The organism is Paludisphaera rhizosphaerae (assembly GCF_011065895.1).
Classification (GTDB): Bacteria; Planctomycetota; Planctomycetia; order Isosphaerales; family Isosphaeraceae; genus Paludisphaera; species Paludisphaera rhizosphaerae.
Map to the genome: position 1 here is coordinate 267133 of NZ_JAALCR010000010.1, position 20257 is coordinate 287389.

Sequence of the window (20257 nt, forward strand, 5' to 3'; positions counted from 1 at the left end):
CCGTTGTCACTCACGCGGACGGCCTTCTTATGGTGCCGCGGCGATCGAGGGGGCGGGCTCTGCGAAGTCGCGCGACAGCGACGGCGCTGGGCCGGCGGCTTCGGGGAGGCGGATCGTAAAACACGAGCCGACGCCGGGGACGCTGTCGACCTGGATCGTGCCTCGGGAGGCTCGGACGACGCGGCGGACGACGGAGAGACCCAGGCCGACGCCGCCTCGGCCCAGCAGACGGGCGCGCGGGGACTGGTAAAAGGGCTCGAAGACCGACGCCTGCTCCGCCTCGGTCAGCCCGACGCCCCGGTCTTGCACCGAGAGGGCGGCGGAACCGGACTCGCGGCGGAGACGGACGGTCACCGGCGAGCCCGGCTCGCTGTACTTCAGGGCGTTGTCGACGAGGTTGTCGACGGCCTGCGCCAGCAGCGGCGGGTGGGCGCGAATTCGGTCGGGGGTCGACTCACAGATGAAATGGATGTCGCCGGCGCGGGGGCGGCCGTCCCAGTTCTTGAGCAGTTCGGGGACCCAGGCGGCCAGGTCGATCGGCTCCTCGGCCAGCGGCTCGGCCTCGGACTCGGCGCGGGCGAGGAACAGCAGCGACTCGACGATCCGGTTGAGCCGCTGGGCCTCGCGACGGACCTGGTCCAAGGTCTGCTCGTACTCCTCCGGCGGTCGGGGTCGGCGGCGGACGACGTCGATCAGGCTGAGCATCCCGGCGATCGGCGTCCGAAGCTGGTGCGAGGCGTCGCCGGTGAATCGTCGCTGACGCTCCAGGGCCTCGCGGCGTCGGTCCAGCAGAGCGTTGAAGGCCTGGCCCAACTCCTCCAGCTCGTCGCCCGTTTCGGGGACGGGGAGTCCGTCCTGATCGTCGGCCTCGGCCTTCGACCGCGCAGACGCCGCCAACTCGGCGATCGGTGCCAGGGCCCGACGGCAGAGCCGCCTCCCTAACGCGGCGCAGAGGAGCCAGGTCGTCGCCGAGGCCGCCGCCAGCGACATCCCCAGCCGGGTGATGCTGGCGTCCACGGGCTCGGTCGACATCCCGGCGGTGAGGATCAACTCGTCGTACTCGTCGGCGTCCAGCGGTTCGTTCTTGGCCTTGCGAGGGCGAACCATCTCCGTGAGCGTCAGCCGGATGTGGGCGACGCGCCAGCCCTCGGCGTCGACCATCGTGGCCCGAGCGTGCGACGTGCTGATGTCCGTCGTCGGATCGGCCAGCGGAGGTTTCGGCCCGGACTCCCAGTTCGCCGAGTGGTCGACGAGTCGGCCGCGGTTGTCCTGGATCGCCCAGCGCATCTCATCGGGACCGGGGTCGAGTCCGATGGAGATCCGGCGCTCCGTCGGCTTCCATTCGAGCGCGTCCGTTTCGACGTGGACGGCCGCTTCGAGCGCCGCGAGGGTCTTGGTGAGTCGGCCGTCCAGGCGGGTGTGGAGGTAAGACCAGCCCAGCGCGTACATGGTGATCGAGAACCCCAGCAGGACCACCGCCAGGGCTCCCAGGAAGTACAGCAGCAGCCGGCCGGCCAGGCTCACGATCCGTCGCCTCCCGCCGCGCCTGGCGGCCTGCCGAAGGAGTAGCCTCGGCCTCGCAGGGTGTGGATCAGCCGCTCCCCGTGCGCCTCCAGCTTGCGGCGAAGCTCGAAGACGTGGACCTCCAGCGTGTTCGAGAGTCCGTCGTAGCGCTCGTCCCAGACGTGCTCGTAGATCCTCGTCCGCGACAGGACCTGATCGGGGTTGCGGACGAAGTAGACGAGAAGCGCGTATTCCTTGGCCGTCAGGTCGATCGGCTTGCCGCCCCGCGTTACGCGCTGAGTGGCCAGATCCACCTCGACGTCGGCGTAGCCCAACCGCGTGCCGCCGCCCCGGCCTTCGCGACGCCGGACCAGGGCGTGGACTCTCGCCAGCAGTTCGTCGAAGACGAACGGCTTGCACAGGTAGTCGTCGGCCCCGCCGTTCAGTCCTTTGACCCGATCGGAGACCGAGTCGCGGGCGGTCAGGAAGAGCACGGGCGTTTCGTGGTCGCGCTCGCGCAGGCGCTTGAGGATCGAGAGCCCGTCCTGCGAGGGGAGCCACCAATCGAGCACGACGACGTCCCAGCCGCCGGGCTGAAGCGCGCGCCACGCGGCCTCGCCGTCGGCCTCGCGTTCGACGGTGAAGCCCTCTTCGCGGAGGCCCCTCGTCACCGAAGCGGCGATCAGCTCGTCGTCCTCAGCTACCAGGATGCGAATACCCATGCCTCAGCCTCGTCCTACCGCCCGGCGGAAATCCCGGCCCGGCGCCACCTGTCATTTTACAGCGACGTCCGGCCACATCCAGCGGGCTTGGCGTAGCCGCTCGCATGACGCCGTGCGGCGGTTCTCGCAGCCGCGACGCATCCATCGACTCGCCGGGCCGAGCGACTCCCGAACAGGGTGTCGAACAGATGAATCAGCGACTCCAGGCCGAAGCCCAGCGCCAGCCCCAGGAACACGGCCGCGCACGCCGGCAGCAGCAAAGCTTCAAATGCGGTAATCATCTCGGCCGCCCTCCTTTGACTTGTTCGTCTGAGAAAGGATAGGCCGGGAATCTAAGACCACGATTATGCGATGATAAACTCTAATTAATGAAGCCGTCGAAAGAGGGATGCCGAGGCGGGCGCACTCGTCAGTCTTTCAATGGCGCCAGCCCGGTGCAAGCGTGGATCACGAAGAGGACGATCCACGCCGTTCCGATCGCCCTGCCGAGAAGATCCACCCAGTCGCTCGAAGGGCGGCGACGCCCTGTTACGGCCAGGAGCAGCCATGTCGCGATGATCGCCGGCCCGACGAAGCCTCCGAAATACAGGACCACGCTCACCCACCAGTTCGGGTCGGGCGTCGGGACGGGCCTTCCGACGCGAACGGGCATTCCTTGCCGTGATTGGCGAACCAGGGCCAGGAGTCCGACGGCGATCGCCCCGAGGACCACGAGTGACGTTCCCGCCAGGCATGCCGCGAAACCGGGGCGCCTCGTCAGCCGTCGCAGCGCGGGGCGGGGCCGGCGGAACTGCATGGCGAGGACCGTGGGAGTCCACACGACGAGGCCGGCGATGGTCGCGGCCAGATACCTCGTCCACGCCGGATGGGCGCGGAGGGGGCCGACCATCATCGGCCGTACGATCACGAAGGCGACCGCGGACGCGGCCACCAGGATCATCACGTCGAGGATTGAGAACCGTCTCGCTCCTCGCGGCGAGGGGACCACAACTCCACAGCAGGGGCAGCGGTCGCCTGGCTTCGGCGGGGCCGTCGCGACGCCGTTTGGATCGTCCATGATTCGTACTCCTTTGCAGACGACTCAGGCCTGGCGGACGCGGTCGAAGGCCTCTCGGAACTTGGCCATCTCCTCGGCCGTACCGATGGTGATGCGGATGTGGTTGGGGTGCGATGCCCAGGTCCGGCCGACGGCCACCTTGTTCCTCAACAGCGCAGCGGCGAATTCCCGGCCAGGCCGACCGACGTCGATCATCAGCATGTTGGCCTCGGACGGGAACGCCGAGCATCCCCGCGAGGAGAGCCACGAGACGAGGTCCTCGCGGAGGTCTGTCACAATGGCGCGACGCTCGGGGACGAGCCGGTCGGCGACCTTCAGGCTCGCGATGGCTCCGACCATGCCGGTGACCGGCAAGGCCCCGGCCCCGTAGTCGCGCAGCCGCTCGATCAGGTCGAAACGTCCCATCGCCGCCCCGGCGCGGAGGCCCGCCATGCCGAACAGCTTGGAGAACGTCCTCAGGATGACGACGTCCTTTTCCTGGAGGATCATCGGGACGGCCGTCGCGGCGTTCTTCGAGAAGTGGATGTAAGCCTCGTCGACCAGCACGATCGCGTCCTTCGGCTTGGAGGCGACGAGGAGTTCCACGTCCTCCGGACGCGTGATCGAGCCGGTGGGGTTGTTGGGGTTGCAGAGGTAGATGAGGCCGGCCTGGGGATCGGCGGCGGCCATGGCGCGGACGTCGTGCGAGCCGTCGGCCCGGAGCGGGACCTTCGTCGTCCGAGCGCCGAGAACCCTCGCGGCGCGTTCGGGGGCCTCGTATCCCGGATCGGCGACGACCAGGCCGCGGGCCGGGCCGCAGAAGGCGAAGACGGACCGGTGCAGGGGATCGCTCGACCCGGCGAAGGCGGCCACGCAGTCGCGCGGCAGGCCCTCCATCTCGGCCGTCGCCCGGGCGAAGGCGAAGGTCTCGTCGTAAAGGTATCGCCCGCCGCGGACGACGATCTCGCGGATCGCTTCGACGGCCTCGGGGCAGGGGCCCATTGGGTTCTCGTTGGCGTTGATCCGGACCGCGTCCTTGGGGATGTCGACGCGGGCGGAAAGCCCCTGAGCCTGGGCGGCCTCGAACGAGGCGACGCCCCCAGCGCCGGTCGCGAGCAATGCGGCGAGCCTTCCGAAGTCGCGTCGGCTGAATCCCCGACGCAGGAAGTCGCGACCCTGATCGACGCTCAAGCCTTCGCGCATGGTCGTCCTCGGCGAGTGAGATCCGGGCCGGGGCGAGCTGCGAAGGAGTCGTTTCTCGTCCGTCTCGTCCCCGTCACGAGTTTACGGAAACCATCTCCCATTCGTAAACATTCGATACGCCATCGCCTCTCCGACGTCCCGCCTCGCAATTGGGGTCGAACTCGTCCCGCTTCGCTTCCCGGGGATTGGAAGCGTCGGCCGAGCGCCGTCGCGTTTCCTGGCGACGCTTCACGGCCCGATCCGGAACGAACGCGCCGACGCTGCAAACCACCATCGCCAGGAGCGCCGCCTTGCAGATCGGCGAGAACAACAAACACAACACGGTGGCCGTCATGATCCATCCCTCCTCAGGTTTCAAAGGTTGAGAAGGACGAGGGTCATTCGCCCCCACCCGACGTGAGGAAGGATAGACGGTCAACCTTAGACGGCCGTTACGCGGGGGTTAGATCGTCTTAAGCGATCTCCGACGACCCGCCGCTTGACATATTCCGATAAGGGTATATTATCTCGGCATGGCCCGATCGCCCACCACTTCCGACGCGTTCAACGCCGTGGCCGAGCCGCGACGGCGGCAGATCCTGGAACGGCTGATCCCCGGCGAGATGCCCGTGAACGACCTGGTCGTCGCGCTGGGGATGGGCCAGCCGCAGGTGTCGAAGCACCTGCGGGTTTTGAAGGAGGTGGGCCTGGTCACCGTCCGGGGCGCAGGGCGGCAGAGGATCTACAAGTTGAACGCGCAGCGGCTGAAGGCCATCCACGACTGGGTCCGGACGTTCGAGCCTTTCTGGGACGACCAGCTCGACCGGATCAAGGAACGCGCCGAACGCCTCGCGGCGGAGCGATCCGCCGAGTCGAACCGATCGGATAAGGAGGACTGAGCATGTCGATGAGCGAAGTCGAATCCGAGATCCAGACCCTCACCATCACCCGCGAAATCGCGATCGCCGCGCCGATCGAGATCGCCTTTGAAGCGATCCTGGAGGAGATCGGCCCGGGGGGGAAGATGCCCGACGGCAAGCCGTTCCCGATGGTCGTTGAGCCCTTCCCGGGCGGGCGGTGGTTCCGCGACCTCGGCGACGGGGCGGGGCACCTCTGGGGGCACGTACAGGTCATCAAGCCGCCGACCTTGCTGGAGCTTTGCGGCCCGATGTTCATGTCGTTCCCGGCCGTCAACCACGTTCAGTACCGACTGATCGCCGATGGTGAAGGATCCGTTCTTCACTTCGCCCACCGCGCGATGGGGCCGCTCCCCGAGCGGATCCGCGAGGGCGTCAACCACGGCTGGAACGACCGTCTCAGGAGGATCGGCGAACTCGCCGAACGTCTCGTCCGCGAGCGGTCGTGACGATCCGCTCGGGCTTCATCGCCTCGGGCCGCCGGCTTGCAGCCCGGGGTTTCCCCCTTGTTCGACTCGTTGACAGATCATTGGAGGATCTCGTCCCATGCCGGATCACGCCGTCGTCTCGCGGTCGGAGTGGCTGAAGGCCCGCAAGGATCTGCTGGAGAAGGAGAAGAAGCTGACCCGGATGCGCGACGAACTCAGTCGCGAACGTCAGGCCCTCCCCTGGGTGAAGGTTGAGACGCCCTACGTCTTCGACGGGCCCGACGGCCGGGAGACGCTCGCCGATCTCTTCGCGGGGAGGAGCCAGCTTGTCGTCCACCACTTCATGTTCAGCCCCGAATGGGAAGAGGGGTGCATCGGCTGTTCGTTCCACGCCGACCACGACGAGGGCGCCCTTGTTCATCTCGCCAACCACGACGTGAGCTTCGTCCGCGTCTCGCGAGCGCCTTTGGCGAAGATCCAGGCGTTCAACCGCCGGATGGGCTGGACGCCGAAATGGGTCTCGTCGTTCGGCGGCGACTTCAACCGCGACTTTCAGGTCTCGTTCACGAAGGATGAGCTGGCCGGCGGCGAGGTCGTCTACAACTACCAGCCCACGAAGGGGGCCCTTGAGGAGCTGCCCGGCGTCAGCGTCTTCTTCAAGGACGAGGCCGGCGACGTCTTCCACACCTACTCGTGCTTCGGCCGAGGCGACGAGGGGGCCGTCACCACCTACTTCTACCTGGACATCACTCCCAAGGGGCGGAACGAGACCGGCCCCCACGGAAACCTGATGGACTGGGTGCGGCACCACGACCGCTACGGTTTCCAGGGTTTCGTGGACGGGACGAGCCTCTATCGCATCGGCAGGGTCACCTACGAGGCTGCGAAGTGAGCCTTCGAGGCTGTTGCGGCTCCGGGTCGCGCTCTCCTCGGCCGACCCGGAGGCCCTTCCTCGCATTCGGCGGGTGGCTGGCGCCGACCGTCGTGCTGGCGCTTCTGCCGAAGTGTCCCGCCTGCCTCGCCGCCTACGTCGCAATCGGCACCGGAGTCGCCCTCTCCGGAGCCGCCGCGACCCAGTTGCGGACGGCGATCGTCGCGGTCTGTCTTGGTTCGATCGGCTTCCTGGTCGTCAGGAGCCTACGGAGGTCCCGACCCTCCTGCGCCGATTGACGGCTCTGTGAACCACATCCGTCACGGCTCGCCTGAACCTCGCTCCGTCGTCGAAGCCTTTGGTTTCGATGATTCCGATCGCGCGGAGGAGGGAATCGACTCTCCGGCCGATTTGGCGTTTTTCGTCGGCGATCAGAGCCCCTGATATCCAATGGAAGCAACGGGAATGGCCGCCTGCGGGCGGCCCTGGCCTCCAAGGTCGACTCCCTGCGGAAATCAGCTTTGATCGGACCGTGGCGACGCCGAATGGGCTCTCATGAAAATGACACTCCTCGCTGAACACCACCGGCACTCGCCGGAAGCCATTTCTGGGTTGAAGGCTGGAATTGGGTGCCATGGCCACGCTTGCGTGGCCATGCGATCGGCGACGGTCACGCGGCCGCCCACGCCGGTTCATGGCCACGCAAGCGTGGCCATGGCACCCAGATGTGCCTTGCTTCGGTGGTGTTGAGCGAGGAGTGTCACGAAAATGAGCGATCGAACCCGATTCCTTCGCCCGTCGATTGAGCGCAACGCATTCATGGGACGTGAATTACGCGTTCCATCGCGTCCTTCGCGGCCCGACGATCGGACCCGAGCGAACCCATTGGCCGCGATCGGCGGAGAGTGGGAGTCGGTCCATGTTCGGCGGCACGTCCGCAATGGCCTGATCCGGCAGCCCGGCGTCTGTCCTTCGGCTCTCCGCGTCGAGCGGGAAGGCCTGCGAAATGGGTCGATCGAACCCGCCGTCGGAGCCGGGAGTTCGGCAGGAAGCCCTGGTCAATCAGGGAGTTGCGTCGATTGGGTTCCCTCCCCCGTTCCGGCGAGCGAACCCAATCGAACCGGATGCTCAGCGGAGGTAGATCGGACGCTCGACGACGAGGCCGGGGTCGATCTTGGATTTCAGCTCGTGGGCGTCGAGGGCGAAGAGGGGGCTGATCTCGATGGCGAACGGGACCGTGCCGTCGGGCCGGCGGGGGACGACGGCGCCGGCCTGTTCGAGCCAGCCGCCGAAGAGGTCGCTCATCCGCTGGTGGACGGTCGCCGGCGAGTCCGGGCCGACGGCGTTCTTCAGCGGCTCAAACTCGACGGCCCGGTCCGTCTCCACAATCACGTAGCGGGACGATTCGGGGAGGGCGTCGAAGATGAACTGCTCGAACTTCACCGCGTTGGGCTCAGCCGGCTTGACGACCTGGCCGGCCGGATCGAGGTACGACACCTTCTTGATCGCCCGGTGGTAGGGGAGTCGGTGGACGCCGATCAGACGCTCGATGAACGAGCACTCCAGCACGTGGATCGCAATGCTCCCCGCCCAGTAGGCGAGTTGCCCCTCCTCGCTCCGCTTTTCGGCCAGGGCCTTGGGGAGGTCGGAGTATTCAATGACCTGAGGCTTGCCGTCGACCGTGACGACCACGCCGACCTTCTCTTCGGGGGTGAGCTTCTCGATCACCTTGAAGGACATCTCGGCGTCGGCCTGGCGGTGCAGGCCGATGAAGGTCGGATCGGCGATCTCGACCATCGGGTTGTCGACCTGGAAGTAGAACAGGGTGCGGACGCCGCGACCCCCCATCTCGTCCAGGCAACTTGGGAGGCAGCCTTCCTCGCCGGGGGCGGCCAGCGCCTTGAGCGTGCCGCCGTGGCCGTCCGGGCTCATGGCGAGGCGATCGGGGGCGGCCAGGAGGATCTTGCCCGTCTCCCGGTCCACGGCGGGCATCTGGCCCTGAAGGAAGAACCGGACGTGATCCAGGCCGAAGCGGTCGTGATCCTCGAAGAACTTCACGGTCGTCGCGTGGTTCTCCGGGCTGGTCATGACGTACAGCGGCGGCTGCTTGCCATGGCGTCGGCCCAGCGCCACGACCTTTTCGGCGTGGATCTGGAAGAGGCTGGCGGAGGAGACCGGGCCGATGGGGAACGTCCCCTTGGGGCCGTTGTATCCCAGGCGAGTCCCCGACCCGCCGGCCACGATCACGATCCCGACCTCGCCGGCCGACAGCGCCTCTTCGCCGGCCTCGGTCGCCCGCCGACGCGCCGCGCGCTCGGCGTCGGTCTGCGGCATGCGGACGACCTCGATCGGATCGACTTGCACGGGCTGGATCTCGCCTGCGGCGGCGGCGTCGTCGCCCCGGACGTGCTCGACGATCAGCCGATCGAGCTGGCCGAAGTCGATCGAGGCGATCTCGGTCGCCAGGAACTTGCGCCGCTCGTCGTCCAGGTCGTCCCAGAACTGCAAGAGGTGCCCCTGTCCGTGCCGCTCCAGCTTCTCCGTCAGTTCCTGCTTGAGACCCATCGCGTGCCGCACTCCTCGTTGATCGCTTGCGGGCTCTTAACGCCCGACCCACTCCCCTTAATCGTACCAGTTCGCGACGGTTTCGGCATCCTGTTGACCCCCCAGATGAATCCACGCGCTCGCGAAATTCTTAAAGAATTCCAACCAGGCCGAAGCGGTGAGGCACTTCCTTCCGTGTGGACGTCGGCGGCGGCCCTGGGTCGTCGCCGGATTCTTCTCTCCAGGATGGGCCACTCGCTCCTAGTGGGGTCACACATGCTTCGCCTGAACAGGACTTACGCGCGGCGTTCGTCACGGCCGCGACCGACCTCGAAACTCAACCTCCCGCCCTTGTTGGAAGGGCTGGAGGATCGCCGTTTGATGTCGGCCGATCTGATCGGCCGCAGCACGCCGATCGCCCCGGTCCCGGTCGCCGGAACGGCGTTCACGGCGGTCGTCGCCCGGTTCACCGACGCCGACGGCGAGACCGATCCAACCAAGTACGCCGCCCTGATTCGCTGGGGAGACGGTGCAACCTCTCGGGGGACGGTCACGGCCGATCCCGCCGGAGGCTTCGACGTCGTCGGCAGCCATGTCTACTCTCACGGCAAGGCGGTTCGGGTGACGACGCAGGTCGGCGACGCCGACGGCGACTCGGTCACGATTACGACCACGAATCTAGTGAGCCCCGCGCCGTTGTCGGCCGTGGGCTTGCCCGTCCGCGCGGGTCGCAACGGTATAGTGTCGCGGGCGACAGTGGCCGTCTTCACGTCTCCCGAGCGGGGCCTGAAAGCTTCGGCCTTCTCGGCGGTGATCGACTGGGGCGACGGGACGACCTCGCCGGGGACGATCATGAGCCTGCGGGGCGGTCAGCAGTTCCGGGTAATCGGTTCGCACCGGTATGCGAGCCCCGGTTCGTACACGGTCTCGGCGACCATCACGCAGGGGCCGGCCTCGGCGGCCGCATCGTTCACGGCGACGAATCTGGTCTCCGACGGCGCCGTCGCGGCCGACCACATCAACCCGAACTTCGTCAATCCGTGGGGGCTCGCCGCTCCCAACCCGGGCGATTTCTGGAGCAGCAACAACGGCACCGGAACCTCCAGCGTCTTTGACTCGGCCGGGAACCTGAGCGCTTCGCTCCCGGTGGTGACCATCCCGGGGCCGGCGGGCTCGACAGATCCGTCGGCGCCGACCGGGATCGTCTTCAACGGCTCCCGCAATTTCGTCGTAACCGACGGGACGGCGAGCGGGCCCGCCGCATTCATCTTCGCCACGGAGGACGGGACCATCGCCGGATGGAACCCTCGCGTCGCACTCAACGGGGCGTTGGCCCCCTCGACGCACGCCGTGCTGGCCGCCGACATGTCCGCGTCCGGCGCGATCTTCAAGGGCCTGACGATCCTCGCCGTTCCGACCGGCGGCCCACTCGCGGCCGGGTCGTATCTGGCCGCCACCGATTTCCACAACGGGGCCGTCGACCTGTTCGACTCGTCCTTCCATCCCGTCGCGTTGCCGTCGGGTGCGTTCACCGACTCGAGCATCCCCGCCGGCTTCGCTCCCTTCGGCGTCCAGTCGATCGACGGCAAGTTGTACGTCACCTACGCCAAGCAGGATGACGACCGTGAGGACGACGTCGCGGGGCCCGGCAACGGATTCGTCGACGTCTACTCGACCACCGGCGCTCTCATCCAGCGTCTGGGCGGCTCTGGCATCCAGACCGAGTTGAACTCGCCCTGGGCCGTGGTTCAGGCCCCGTCGAACTTCGGGGCTTTCAGCAACGCCATCCTCGTCGGCAACTTCGGCGACAGCCGCGTCAGCGCGTTCGATCCGAACACCGGCGCCTTCCTCGGCCAACTCCACGACGCCCAGGGCGCGCCGCTCCAACTCCTGGGAGGTGCGACCGGAATCGACCCGCGAGGACTCTGGAGCCTCTTCTCGTTCCCCAACGGGTCGGGGCCTAACAATACGATTTACTTCACCAGCGGCCTGAATGACGAGGCCGACGGCCTCTTCGGGGCGATCACGCCGACTCAATTCGCCACGGCCACCGTGCATTCCACGGCGACCGTGCGCGGGTTCGGGAGGAGGTAGCCGAACGGTTCAAAAGGGGACGACCAGCCCGTCGTAGGCGAGCCGCACGTTCGACGGCAGCATCGCCTCGACGCGCTGGTGGTCGAACTCATGGGAGACGTGCGTGAAGAAGGCCCGCTTCGGCTCCAGGCGTTCGACGACCTTCAGCGCCTCGTCGAGGCAGAAGTGGGTGGGATGGGGGTCGAAACGGAGGGCGTCGAGGATGAGGACGTCGAGCCCGCGGAGGGCGTCGAAGGTCTCCTCCGGGATGCGGTTGACGTCGGTGCAATAAGCGAGGTCGCCGACGCGGTAACCCAGCACGGTGAATCGGCCGTGGTGGAGCCGGACCGGCAGGACCGTCTGCCCCAGAACCTCGAACGGCTTGTAAGGCTCGACGCGCTCGAAGTCGATCTTGGGGACGAATCCGGCGGGCCAGTTCCGGGTCTCCTCACGGAAAGCGTAGGAGAAGACTCGCTTGATGTAGTCCTCAGTATCGGCCTCGCAAAAGACGGGAACCGGCCCGCCGATCCATTTGGGGAAGACCCGGGCGTCGTCGAGGCCGAAGAGGTGGTCGGCGTGGTGATGGGTGAAGGCGATGGCGTGAATCCGCCGCACTCCCTCGCGGAGGAGCTGGATCCGCATCTCAGGGGTGGTGTCGATGAGCAGGTCGCCCGCGGGGAAGCTCATCAGCACGCTGGGCCGGGTGCGGTTGTTGCGGGGGTCGTCCGACATGCAGACCGAGCAGTCGCAGCCGAGGACGGGGACTCCCGATGAGGTTCCGGTTCCCAGAAACGTCAATCGCCGGTTCGGCGCATGGGGGCTTTCGATCAACCGACTCAAGCTCCGTAGAAGTCGCCCGCCTCCCCGACGCGGCCGGTCGCCGCGGGACGGACCCATTCTACAACGCCTTCCCCAGGCCTCGCGAGCCGAACCGGCCCCGCATCCAACCGCCGGCGTCTTGACAAACCCTCCCGTCCACGATGGAATGAGTCCCAGTGACGCGCCCGTAGCTCAATTGGATAGAGCGTTAGCCTCCGGAGCTAAAGGTTACAGGTTCAAATCCTGTCGGGCGTATTCCGCCGGGGAGATCGCGAAACCCCGGATTTTTCCGTCGGCCGACGTGCAACGTACCCGCCGATACGTATCGGCGGCGCGGCATCCCTTCATGGTTCGGACGGGTATTTCGTACCCGCCTGTATGGAGGCCGCGCCGTGCCAGATCCCATCCGAGTCCCCGCCTACAGACTCCACAAGGCCTCGGGTCGCGCCAGGACCCGCCACAAGGGCCGGGACATCTACTTTCCCGGCAAGTTCCAGAGCCGCGAGTCCCTGGAGGCCTACGCCCGCTTCGTGGCCGGGCTGACCGACCCTAACGCCCCCGCCCTCCCGGAGGCTTCTCCGCCCGGTTCCATCACGATCGCCGAGCTGATCCTCCACTTCGCGGCCTGGGCCGAGCGTTACTACGTGAATGAGGGCGTCCCGACCGGCGAGGCGACGAACTGCAAGTACGCATTCCGCCCGCTGGACGACCTGTACGGCCTGATCCCTGCGTCCGAGTTCGGCCCGAAAAAGCTGCGGCTCGTGCGCGAGGAGATGATCCGCCGACGATGGACCCGGCGGCACATCAACGCCGCGGTGAACCGGATCAAGCGGCTGTTCCGGTGGGGGGCGTCCGAGGAGCTGATCCCCGGCTCGATCGCCGTGAACACGGCCACGCTCCCCGCGCTGAAGCGTGGGCGGCAAGACGTCGCCGAGAAGCCGGAAGTCGCAGCCGTCCCCGACTGGATGGTCGAGAAGACGCTGTTCCACCTGGGCCCGAAGTTCCGTGACCTGATCCGCGTCATGCGTTGGACCGGCATGCGGCCCGGCGAGGCCGTCGCGATGCGGGCCGAGCACCTCGATCGATCCGACCCCGAATGCTGGATCTACCGGCCGGCGACCCACAAGACGCAGTACCGCGGCAAGGAACGGGTCGTCTTCATAGGGCCTCGCGCCCGAGAGATCGTCTTGCCCAGGCTCGTGGCGACCGACCGGGGGGCCATCTTTCCCACCCGCCGCGACAACCTGCGATCCGCCGTCGTCCGGGCCTGCGCCACGGCCGGCGTGCCAGTCTGGACGCCCAACCAGCTCCGGCATGCGTTCGCTACCGAGGTCCGGGCCCGGCTGGGCCTGGAGGCCGCCCAGGTCGCCCTGGGCCATTCCGAGGCGAATGTCACCCAGGTCTACGCCGAAAGAGACATGGCGAAGGCCAGGGCCGCGGCGTTGATGGTCGGGTGAACACTGTGTATTCTTGAATCGTCCGCCTGATCAGCGGGTCGAGCGGGCGGGCCGTCCGGGGTCGTGTTTCCCCCGGGCGGTCGCGCCCGCGTCATCAGGAAACACGCCGATGAGCGAGGCCGCCTATCCCGTCGAGCCGTGCCTGAACTGCGGTGCCATGTCCTGGCCGTTCGGCCGCATCTGCCCGGGGTGCCGAGAGACTCGATGGGAATACGTGGTCAAATTCATCCCCCACTTCATGCCTTGGTTCGGTCTGCCGGACGAGTTCACGCCGCCCCCGGGCCTCGTCTTCACCCACCCCGACACGTTCGATTACTACGGCGAGGATGATTTCGAGACCTCCCCCGAGCTGGTGGGACGGGTGAACGTCTTCACGGAACTTCGATTGCTGAGGAAGCTTGAACTTCTCCGCGAGGACGAGCGGCTCAGCAATCTCGACCAGAATCTCTTACCTCTGCTAGACGACCACGGCCTATCCCTGGGAGCCAGGTTGCCGCGAGACGGTTCATGGTGGTGGCTGAATGATCGGAATCCGGTTCTCGTCACCGCCGTCGCCTTGCGAAACCGCTTCACGAACGCTCGCGTCGATCTGAAGAACTTCCCCCGCGCGGGGAACGCGACGCCGCCGTCGTCCAGGCCGGAGGAGATCGACTACGGGAGAATCGTCTCTCAGCTCCGGAAGAGGAACCTGAAGAACCCGGCGGCGCTTGTGGAGTACATGGCGAGCCGCGACCAGGCGACGGTCGAGGAGCTGGCCGAACAGGTCCACGGAAACGACGGCGTCGGCGCCGACGCCGTCCGAAAGAATGTGTCGCGAACGAACATCGAGCTGGGCGTGATCAGCTCGCCTTTGTCGTTTCGATGGGCGTCGAGCCGTGTCTTCCGGGAAATTTCTCCGGAATAGACGCCGTGTCCGCGATATGTCCGCGCTGTGTCCGCGCCGTGTCCGCCCCCCTCTTTAAACTTGCCCTCGGATTCGATTCACGTTCAACCGTGATCCGGGGGCAACCATGTCTGAACACGATGATCTGATTCCTCGCCCGCCGGTCGTGCGAGAGCGGCTCGCCCAGGTGAGCCGAGAGGCCGCCCGCCTGCGGCGACTCCTACGCCTTTCCGAGGCGGCCGCCCGCGAGCGACACGAGCGGGCCCTCCGGAATTCCTCCGCGAACGCCCAGGCGGCCGGAGGCGGCCGATGAGCGAACCCGCCTACCTGACCCCTGCCGCCGCCGGCCGCTTGTTCCCCTCGGCGGACGGCCGAGGGCTCTCGCCCCAGTCCGTCATGCGGTCCATCCTTCGCGGCACGCAGAGCGTTCGCCAGGCGACGGAGCGGATCAAGCTCCGCGCCGTGCGGACCCCGGCCGGCTGGCTGACCACCGCCGAATGGGTCGCCGAATACGTCGACGCCCTGACCGCCGATCGCGTCGGGGCCCCTCACAAGCAATCCGTCGAGGAGCGAGGCCTGAAGGCCCGGGCGCTCCTCCGCGCCAAGGGTTGGTGACGAACCAAGGGTCTTCGACGGCCGGGAGATCAACCCGCCGACTTTGAGGGGACGTCATGAGGGGTGGAAAGAGGGCGACGGACGCGGCCGCCCGCTTCAAGGCGGCGATGTCCGCCGTCGACATCGAGGACCGGATCGCCGACGCCGTGCGATCCGGATGTCGTCTTTGCGGGCGACCGGCCTCCTTCGGGGGATTCTACCGGCCGCACTCCCAGGCCGGCCGGGTCGCCTACATCTATGCGTTGTGCGCGGCCTGCGAGCGCACGCCGGGCTCGCTCGGTCGCATCGAGTCGATGGCGGACGAAGCTATCGAAACCCGCGAGGCGGCGCGTCGGAAGCGGAAAGGGGGCCATCGATGAGCCCCGAGTTGAAGGAACTGCCGGCGACGGCCGGCCCGGCGCTTCCGCCACGCGACTCGCACGGGAGGACGCCGCGGGCGGTCGCGCTGGCCCTGCTCGCGAAGGGGTTCCATCCCGTCGCCCTCTATTCGGCGGCCGAGGAGCCGAATGGCAAGGGCAAGCGTCCGATCGGGTCCGCCTGGGGCGATCACAGGCAGACGCTGAACGCCGACGGGCTCGGGCGGAAATTCGACGACCACCCCGATGCGGGCGTCGGGATCTGCCTGGGGCCGGGGAGGACCCGTTGGGGCCGCTGGCTGATCGACGTCGAGGTCGACGGCCCCGAGGGCGAGGATTCCTTCCTCCGCCTGGTGGGCGGCGAGATCGTCGAGACGATGGGCTGGACTTCGGCCAGGGGCCGGCATCGGCTGTTCCTCGTGGTAGATGATTTCCTCGGCTTGCTCCAGGCGGCCGGCGCGGTCGAGGGGAAGGGAAGTCAGAAGGGGGTGTTTCATCTGCCCGACTTCCGGGGGCTCGAAATCCGGGTCGGCGGCGAGAAGGAGGGCGGTAGCCTCAAGCAGCTGCAATCCGCCTGCCCGCCGACCGTCGGGACCGACGGCAAGCCTCGCGAGTGGACCGGCGGCTGGGACGTCGCCGAGCTGCCGGACGCGGCGCTCGCCGCGCTGGAAGCCGTCGCCGAGAGGGCGGCCGTCCGCGCGGAGTCGGGTTCGCCCCCTGCGCCGGCGGTCGAATCGCAGCCGTCGGAGGGATGGGCCATCCCCGTCACGACTCCGGGCGATCCCGCCGGGCGCAAGGAGAGGTACGCGCGGAACGGCTTCGAAGCCGAGCTGGCCAGGGTCGCGGCCGCCGTCGAGGGGGAGCGGAACACGACCCTCAACCGCGCCTCGTTCGCGATCGGCCAACTGGTCGGGGCCGGGGCGGTTTCGGGAGCCGAAGCGACGGCCGGATTGACGCAAGCGGCCCTCTCGATCGGCCTGGGCGAGGAAGAGGCGAGGAACACGATCCGAAGCGGCCTGGAGGCCGGCATGGGACGCCCTCGCGACCTGTCGAACGTGGGCGTCCAGGCCCCGATGATGTCCTCGGCCGCCCCGAATGGGCCTGGGGGCGAGGGTGACGACGAGTGGCCTCCCCTGAAGATCGGGATGGCCCCCGACGTCGAGCCCTTTCCGCTGGAACTGCTGCCGCACCCGGCCCGGCGCCTCGTCGAGGTGGCTGCCGAGTCGATCGGCTGCCCGGTCGACTTCGTCGCGGCCGGCGTGCTGGGGGCCGCCTCGGCGGCGATCGGCCGATCGGCCGAGTTGGAGGTGAAGCCGGGATACCGGGAATCGGCGGCCCTCTTCATCGCGGCCGTGGGCGGCCCGTCGAGCGGCAAGTCGCCGGCGATCTCCATCGCGATGAAGCCTATCAGGGATCTTGAGATCCAGGCGCGGGCCGAGTGGGAGGAGGAGCACAGGGCCTGGAAGCAAACGAAGGAAGAGGACCGAGGCGAGGAGCCGGCGCTCCGGCGGATCTACACGACTGACCCGACGACCGAGGCCCTGGGGCCGATCCTCCAGGCCAATCCGAGGGGGATGGCGATCACGCCCGACGAGCTGACGAAGTTCATCCTCGGCATGGACCAGTACAAGGGCGGCAAGGGGGGCGACCGCCCGTTCTACCTCAGCGCCTGGAGCGGCCACCCAGTCCAGGTCGACCGGGCGAAGAACGCCCTGAAGCCGATCTTCGTGCCCCACCCGTTCCTGACCGTCGCGGGCGGCCTCACGCCCGACATGGGCTCGTCCCTCGTCGAGGGGAAGGGCCGCGACGACGGGTTCATCGCCCGGTTCCTCTTCTGCTTCCCGGAGCCGATTCCTCGTCCCTACTCTCGCCGAGGGGTCCACCCGGAGGTCGCAGAGGACTGGCGGCGCCTCGTCAACGGCCTGTGGGCTCGTCCGATGCTCGAAACCGACGCCGGCCCTCGGCCGAACGTGGTGCGGATGACCCCCGCCGCCGCCGACGCCTGGTTCGGCGCCTGCAACGCCCACCGCGCCGAGATGTACGCGATCGACTTCCCCCGCAGCCTGGAAGGTTGCTGGGGCAAGCTCGAACAGTACGCGGCCCGGCTCGCCCTGGTCCTCCACCTGATGCACGACTCCGCCCCGCTCCGCGGGATCATCCAGCAACCCCCGGACGTGCAGCCGGCGACGATCGAGGCGGCATGGCGGCTGGTCGGCTACTTCAAGAGCCACGCCCTGCGCTTCCACGCCCAGGGCCGGGCGACCGTCATCCCCGATATCGCGATGGCGATCTTGGAATGGGTCATGAAACACGAGATCGAACGCTTCACCGAACGCGATATCCGGCGCTCCAGCACGAGATTCGAGAACAACATCGCCGGTGTCGCCGAGGCGATCCGATGGATGCGGGACCATGGAGCTATCCGAGCCGCTTCGCCACCCTCGGTCTCGCCTCGGGCCGGACGCCCCCAGGCTCCCGCCTGGGATGTTCATCCCGTCATCCTCAAAGGCGGCATCGCGCGATGAGACCCTCCCGCTGGAGTTTTGTCGGTTTCGTCGGCGATTTGTCGGCGACCGCCGATAAATGCAAGTCGTGTTCCGAAAACGACTTGCGAATACTGTCGGTTTCGTCGGCGGATTCCTGGAATTGTCGGTTGTGTCGGGACTCACTAGAACAATGATTTAACATAAATAAGTGTTATTATGCTTATTCATAAGTTGTGTCTTACTTCGTTTTCCCGGGAAACCGCCGACGAAACCGACAGTATTCGCAAGTCGTTTCTAGGTAAATTTTTATGGTGTCGGCAGCCTGCCGACAAATTGCCGACAAATCACCGACGAAATCGACAAAACATCGTGATCGAGAGGAGCCCATTATGATCCGGCCGGACCAAGGCGATGCGTTCGTCAACGCCCTATACGCCCAGCTGGCCAGGGACTGCCTGGACGTCGCGGCGAGCGAGAAGAGGCGAGTCCCGAGGCTGCGTATCTCGGTCGTCCCCCCACGCCGAATACGGGGCCGTCAAGGGGGCCCGGATCACTGTCCAATCGTTCGGCGACGTCTTCGAGGTCGATATCGCCCCGGGTACGCCCGTCACGCAGATCGAGCGGAAGCTGCGAGGCTGCGCCGATCGGCAGGCAACCTAACCCCTCTGGCTTGGTCGCCCCCACCATACCGCGCCGCCCACGGGTGCAAGCTTGGATGCTGCATGCACCCATGGGACCCAAATATGTTGACGCCGACCGCCCTCTGACCACCACACCTGGCAGTACCGTGGAAAACCGGAGTTTGGATTTCGGATTTTTTGTGCAAATGTCATCCCCTGGCGGACCGGGCCGGATCGCTCGATCGCATGCCGGCCTGAAGGCCCTCAGGTCGCCGTAGGACCGTTCGGCGAACTTTCACGGCTTTCCGCTCGTGCGTCGCTCAGCGGCCTGTCTTCGGCGACTTCGGCGGCGTCAGGGAAGGCTTGTGTGGGGGAGACGCCGTCCTCAGCGTCGTTGCGCAAATAGGGGATCAGGGGCGGGCTCACTGGATCTTCGAGCTTCATGTGTCGTTCGTTCACCTCGAGGTCGAATTTGGCCGGAGGTGCAGAATACTCCTTGTCGATGAGGACGATCTGCGTCAGGGAGAGTTCCTCGAGCTTCAGCTCGTAGAGCATGCGGTAGAACCCCTCGAACTGCCGTCGGTTCTCCCGCTCGCTGATGTTCTTCATCGCTGAGTCGATGATGAGAAGGGACGGCAAAGGGGCCTTCTCAGCCTCGGCTAGACGGTGGAGAGCGATCGCAAAGCAGCTCTTGAACAAGTTCTTCTTGCCGCCGCTGCTGATCGTTGCGAATGAGGTGACCTGGGATTCTGGGTCCGTCTTCGGTCTGATGGACGGGAAGAAGCTGGGCGGGGACAGCTCGACGACGTCGTCGGCGGATATGCCGGGCACTCCCGCTCGGGTCAGACAATCGATGTAGAGTTCTTTCAGCTTTTCAACGTTCGACGCGTTGCTCTCGGCAGCCTCTCTTGCGGCCTTCAAATCGTCGCGTAGCAACCGTTCTCTGGTCTCGATCCCGGCGATGGATTCCTTCTGGGCTTCGACCATTTGGGAGAGTCTGCTGAGGGCGGCAAGGCTCGTGGCTTCCTGAAGGAGGGCTGCTCGTTCGCGTTCCTTCCCGAGGATGGCCGAGAGCAGAGCGGAATCGAACCTCCTGGACGCCTCGTTCCGTTCAGCCTCGATCTTAGCTTTCTGCGCCGCCAGTAGCTCTCGGGTGCGTCCCAGGTCGGCTAGGCTATTTTGATGGCGAGCGATGATGTCCTTGAGTTCGACGACCCGAGCCTTCACGTCACGTTCGATGACGACCTGCTCGACCGAATATGGGGCCGCGTCGACATCGATCTGACCGCAGACGTCGCAGCATCCAGCCTCGCGCGGAGGAAGCGACTGGGCGCATCGGGGGCATGCCGTGAAAGCAACGCCGGAGAGGACCGCGCGGGCCGAAGCGGACCTCTTGAACTTCAGCGAGAGAGTTTCGATCTCGTTCAGATGGCGGGTGTCGCGGTCGTGGGACGCTCGGAGATCCGCCATTGCCGCGTCGATGCGTCCCAACTCCTCGTCGAGTCGTCGGGCCTCCGGACGCAGTTCGTCCAGCGCGTGCCTGGTGAGTTGGTTTTGTGCTCTCGACCTCGCATCTTCGATCTCTTCCTGAAGGTCGTCCGCTCGCCCTCGAAGAGAATCCACCTTCTTTCTCAAAGCCTCCTCGGACTCGACCCCCACCTCTGTCAGTACGCGGACCGTGCTCACCATGGTCGAGTTTAGGGCTTGTCGCTCACCTCGCAGTTGATCGAGTTGGGCCTCGAGGT

At 66.7% G+C, this 20257-nt stretch carries 19 protein-coding genes and 1 tRNA gene; 12 read left to right on the forward strand and 8 right to left on the reverse strand.

The features are described 5' to 3' along the window. Nucleotides 1-27: 27 nt before the first annotated feature. From G5C50_RS15435 to G5C50_RS15455, 5 genes are all read right to left on the reverse strand, one after another. A complete protein-coding gene (locus tag G5C50_RS15435; RefSeq protein ID WP_165070831.1) occupies nt 28-1524 on the reverse strand; it encodes a sensor histidine kinase in 1497 nt (498 codons plus the stop codon). Then, a complete protein-coding gene (locus tag G5C50_RS15440; RefSeq protein ID WP_165070832.1) occupies nt 1521-2225 on the reverse strand; it encodes a response regulator transcription factor in 705 nt (234 codons plus the stop codon). Before G5C50_RS15440 ends, G5C50_RS15435 begins: the two co-directional genes overlap by 4 nt. Nucleotides 2226-2281: 56 nt before the next feature. Beyond that, complete coding sequence (locus G5C50_RS15445) at nt 2282-2506, reverse strand: hypothetical protein (protein WP_165070833.1); 225 nt, start codon at nt 2504-2506, stop codon at nt 2282-2284. A gap of 128 nt (nt 2507-2634) precedes the next feature. Next, the gene (locus G5C50_RS15450) at nt 2635-3282 is read right to left on the reverse strand and encodes a hypothetical protein (RefSeq protein ID WP_165070834.1); all 648 of its coding nucleotides are present in this window, start codon (nt 3280-3282) and stop codon (nt 2635-2637) included. Nucleotides 3283-3306: 24 nt separating this feature from the next. After that, the gene (locus G5C50_RS15455; RefSeq protein WP_165070835.1) at nt 3307-4464 is read right to left on the reverse strand and encodes a pyridoxal phosphate-dependent aminotransferase; all 1158 of its coding nucleotides are present in this window, start codon (nt 4462-4464) and stop codon (nt 3307-3309) included. 512 nt (nt 4465-4976) lie between these two features. On the opposite strand from G5C50_RS15455, the gene G5C50_RS15460 reads away from it, so the two are divergent. The 4 genes from G5C50_RS15460 (at nt 4977) to G5C50_RS32365 (ending at nt 6958) form a co-directional block, all read left to right on the forward strand. Beyond that, nucleotides 4977-5342: an ArsR/SmtB family transcription factor gene (locus G5C50_RS15460; RefSeq protein WP_165070836.1), complete on the forward strand. Its 366-nt coding sequence runs from the start codon at nt 4977-4979 to the stop codon at nt 5340-5342. A 2-nt stretch (nt 5343-5344) separates the two neighbouring features. Further along, on the forward strand, nt 5345-5809 hold the full coding sequence (locus G5C50_RS15465) for an SRPBCC family protein (RefSeq protein ID WP_165070837.1): 465 nt from the start codon (nt 5345-5347) through the stop codon (nt 5807-5809). 97 nt (nt 5810-5906) lie between these two features. Next, nucleotides 5907-6680, forward strand: a complete 774-nt coding sequence (locus tag G5C50_RS15470; RefSeq protein WP_165070838.1) for a DUF899 domain-containing protein — start codon at nt 5907-5909, stop codon at nt 6678-6680. Next, a complete protein-coding gene (locus tag G5C50_RS32365; RefSeq protein WP_206107715.1) occupies nt 6677-6958 on the forward strand; it encodes a hypothetical protein in 282 nt (93 codons plus the stop codon). Before G5C50_RS15470 ends, G5C50_RS32365 begins: the two co-directional genes overlap by 4 nt. An 829-nt stretch (nt 6959-7787) precedes the next feature. Here G5C50_RS32365 and G5C50_RS15475 read toward each other — a convergent pair. Further along, nucleotides 7788-9224 (reverse strand): UTP--glucose-1-phosphate uridylyltransferase, encoded by a 1437-nt coding sequence (locus tag G5C50_RS15475; RefSeq protein WP_165070839.1) that lies wholly within the window; start codon nt 9222-9224, stop codon nt 7788-7790. Nucleotides 9225-9584: 360 nt separating this feature from the next. Here G5C50_RS15475 and G5C50_RS15480 point away from each other — a divergent pair, with 360 nt between their 5' ends. After that, the gene (locus G5C50_RS15480; RefSeq protein WP_206107716.1) at nt 9585-11297 is read left to right on the forward strand and encodes a TIGR03118 family protein; all 1713 of its coding nucleotides are present in this window, start codon (nt 9585-9587) and stop codon (nt 11295-11297) included. A 9-nt stretch (nt 11298-11306) separates the two neighbouring features. Here G5C50_RS15480 and G5C50_RS15485 read toward each other — a convergent pair whose 3' ends face one another. Then, a complete protein-coding gene (locus tag G5C50_RS15485) occupies nt 11307-12107 on the reverse strand; it encodes an MBL fold metallo-hydrolase (RefSeq protein ID WP_240907096.1) in 801 nt (266 codons plus the stop codon). 169 nt (nt 12108-12276) lie between these two features. Here G5C50_RS15485 and G5C50_RS15490 point away from each other — a divergent pair. The 7 genes from G5C50_RS15490 to G5C50_RS15520 all read left to right on the forward strand — a co-directional run bounded on the left by G5C50_RS15490 (nt 12277) and on the right by G5C50_RS15520 (nt 17931). Beyond that, nucleotides 12277-12350: transfer RNA gene (locus tag G5C50_RS15490), tRNA-Arg, on the forward strand. A 137-nt stretch (nt 12351-12487) separates the two neighbouring features. After that, complete coding sequence (locus tag G5C50_RS15495; RefSeq protein WP_165070842.1) at nt 12488-13552, forward strand: tyrosine-type recombinase/integrase; 1065 nt, start codon at nt 12488-12490, stop codon at nt 13550-13552. A 109-nt stretch (nt 13553-13661) separates the two neighbouring features. Then, complete coding sequence (locus G5C50_RS15500) at nt 13662-14456, forward strand: hypothetical protein (RefSeq protein ID WP_165070844.1); 795 nt, start codon at nt 13662-13664, stop codon at nt 14454-14456. Between the two features lie 106 nt (nt 14457-14562). Beyond that, nucleotides 14563-14748, forward strand: a complete 186-nt coding sequence (locus G5C50_RS15505; protein WP_165070845.1) for a hypothetical protein — start codon at nt 14563-14565, stop codon at nt 14746-14748. Continuing rightward, nucleotides 14745-15050: a hypothetical protein gene (locus G5C50_RS15510; RefSeq protein WP_165070846.1), complete on the forward strand. Its 306-nt coding sequence runs from the start codon at nt 14745-14747 to the stop codon at nt 15048-15050. The genes G5C50_RS15505 and G5C50_RS15510 overlap by 4 nt, the downstream gene beginning before the upstream one ends. Before the next feature lie 56 nt (nt 15051-15106). Next, nucleotides 15107-15409 carry a hypothetical protein gene (locus G5C50_RS15515; protein ID WP_165070848.1) on the forward strand — a complete coding sequence of 101 codons (303 nt, stop codon included), beginning with the start codon at nt 15107-15109 and terminating at the stop codon, nt 15407-15409. Beyond that, on the forward strand, nt 15406-17931 hold the full coding sequence (locus G5C50_RS15520) for a DUF3987 domain-containing protein (RefSeq protein WP_165070849.1): 2526 nt from the start codon (nt 15406-15408) through the stop codon (nt 17929-17931). The genes G5C50_RS15515 and G5C50_RS15520 overlap by 4 nt, the downstream gene beginning before the upstream one ends. A gap of 845 nt (nt 17932-18776) precedes the next feature. Here the strand turns inward: G5C50_RS15520 and G5C50_RS15525 are convergent. Continuing rightward, complete coding sequence (locus G5C50_RS15525; protein ID WP_165070850.1) at nt 18777-20201, reverse strand: hypothetical protein; 1425 nt, start codon at nt 20199-20201, stop codon at nt 18777-18779. Between the last annotated feature and the right edge of the window lie 56 nt (nt 20202-20257).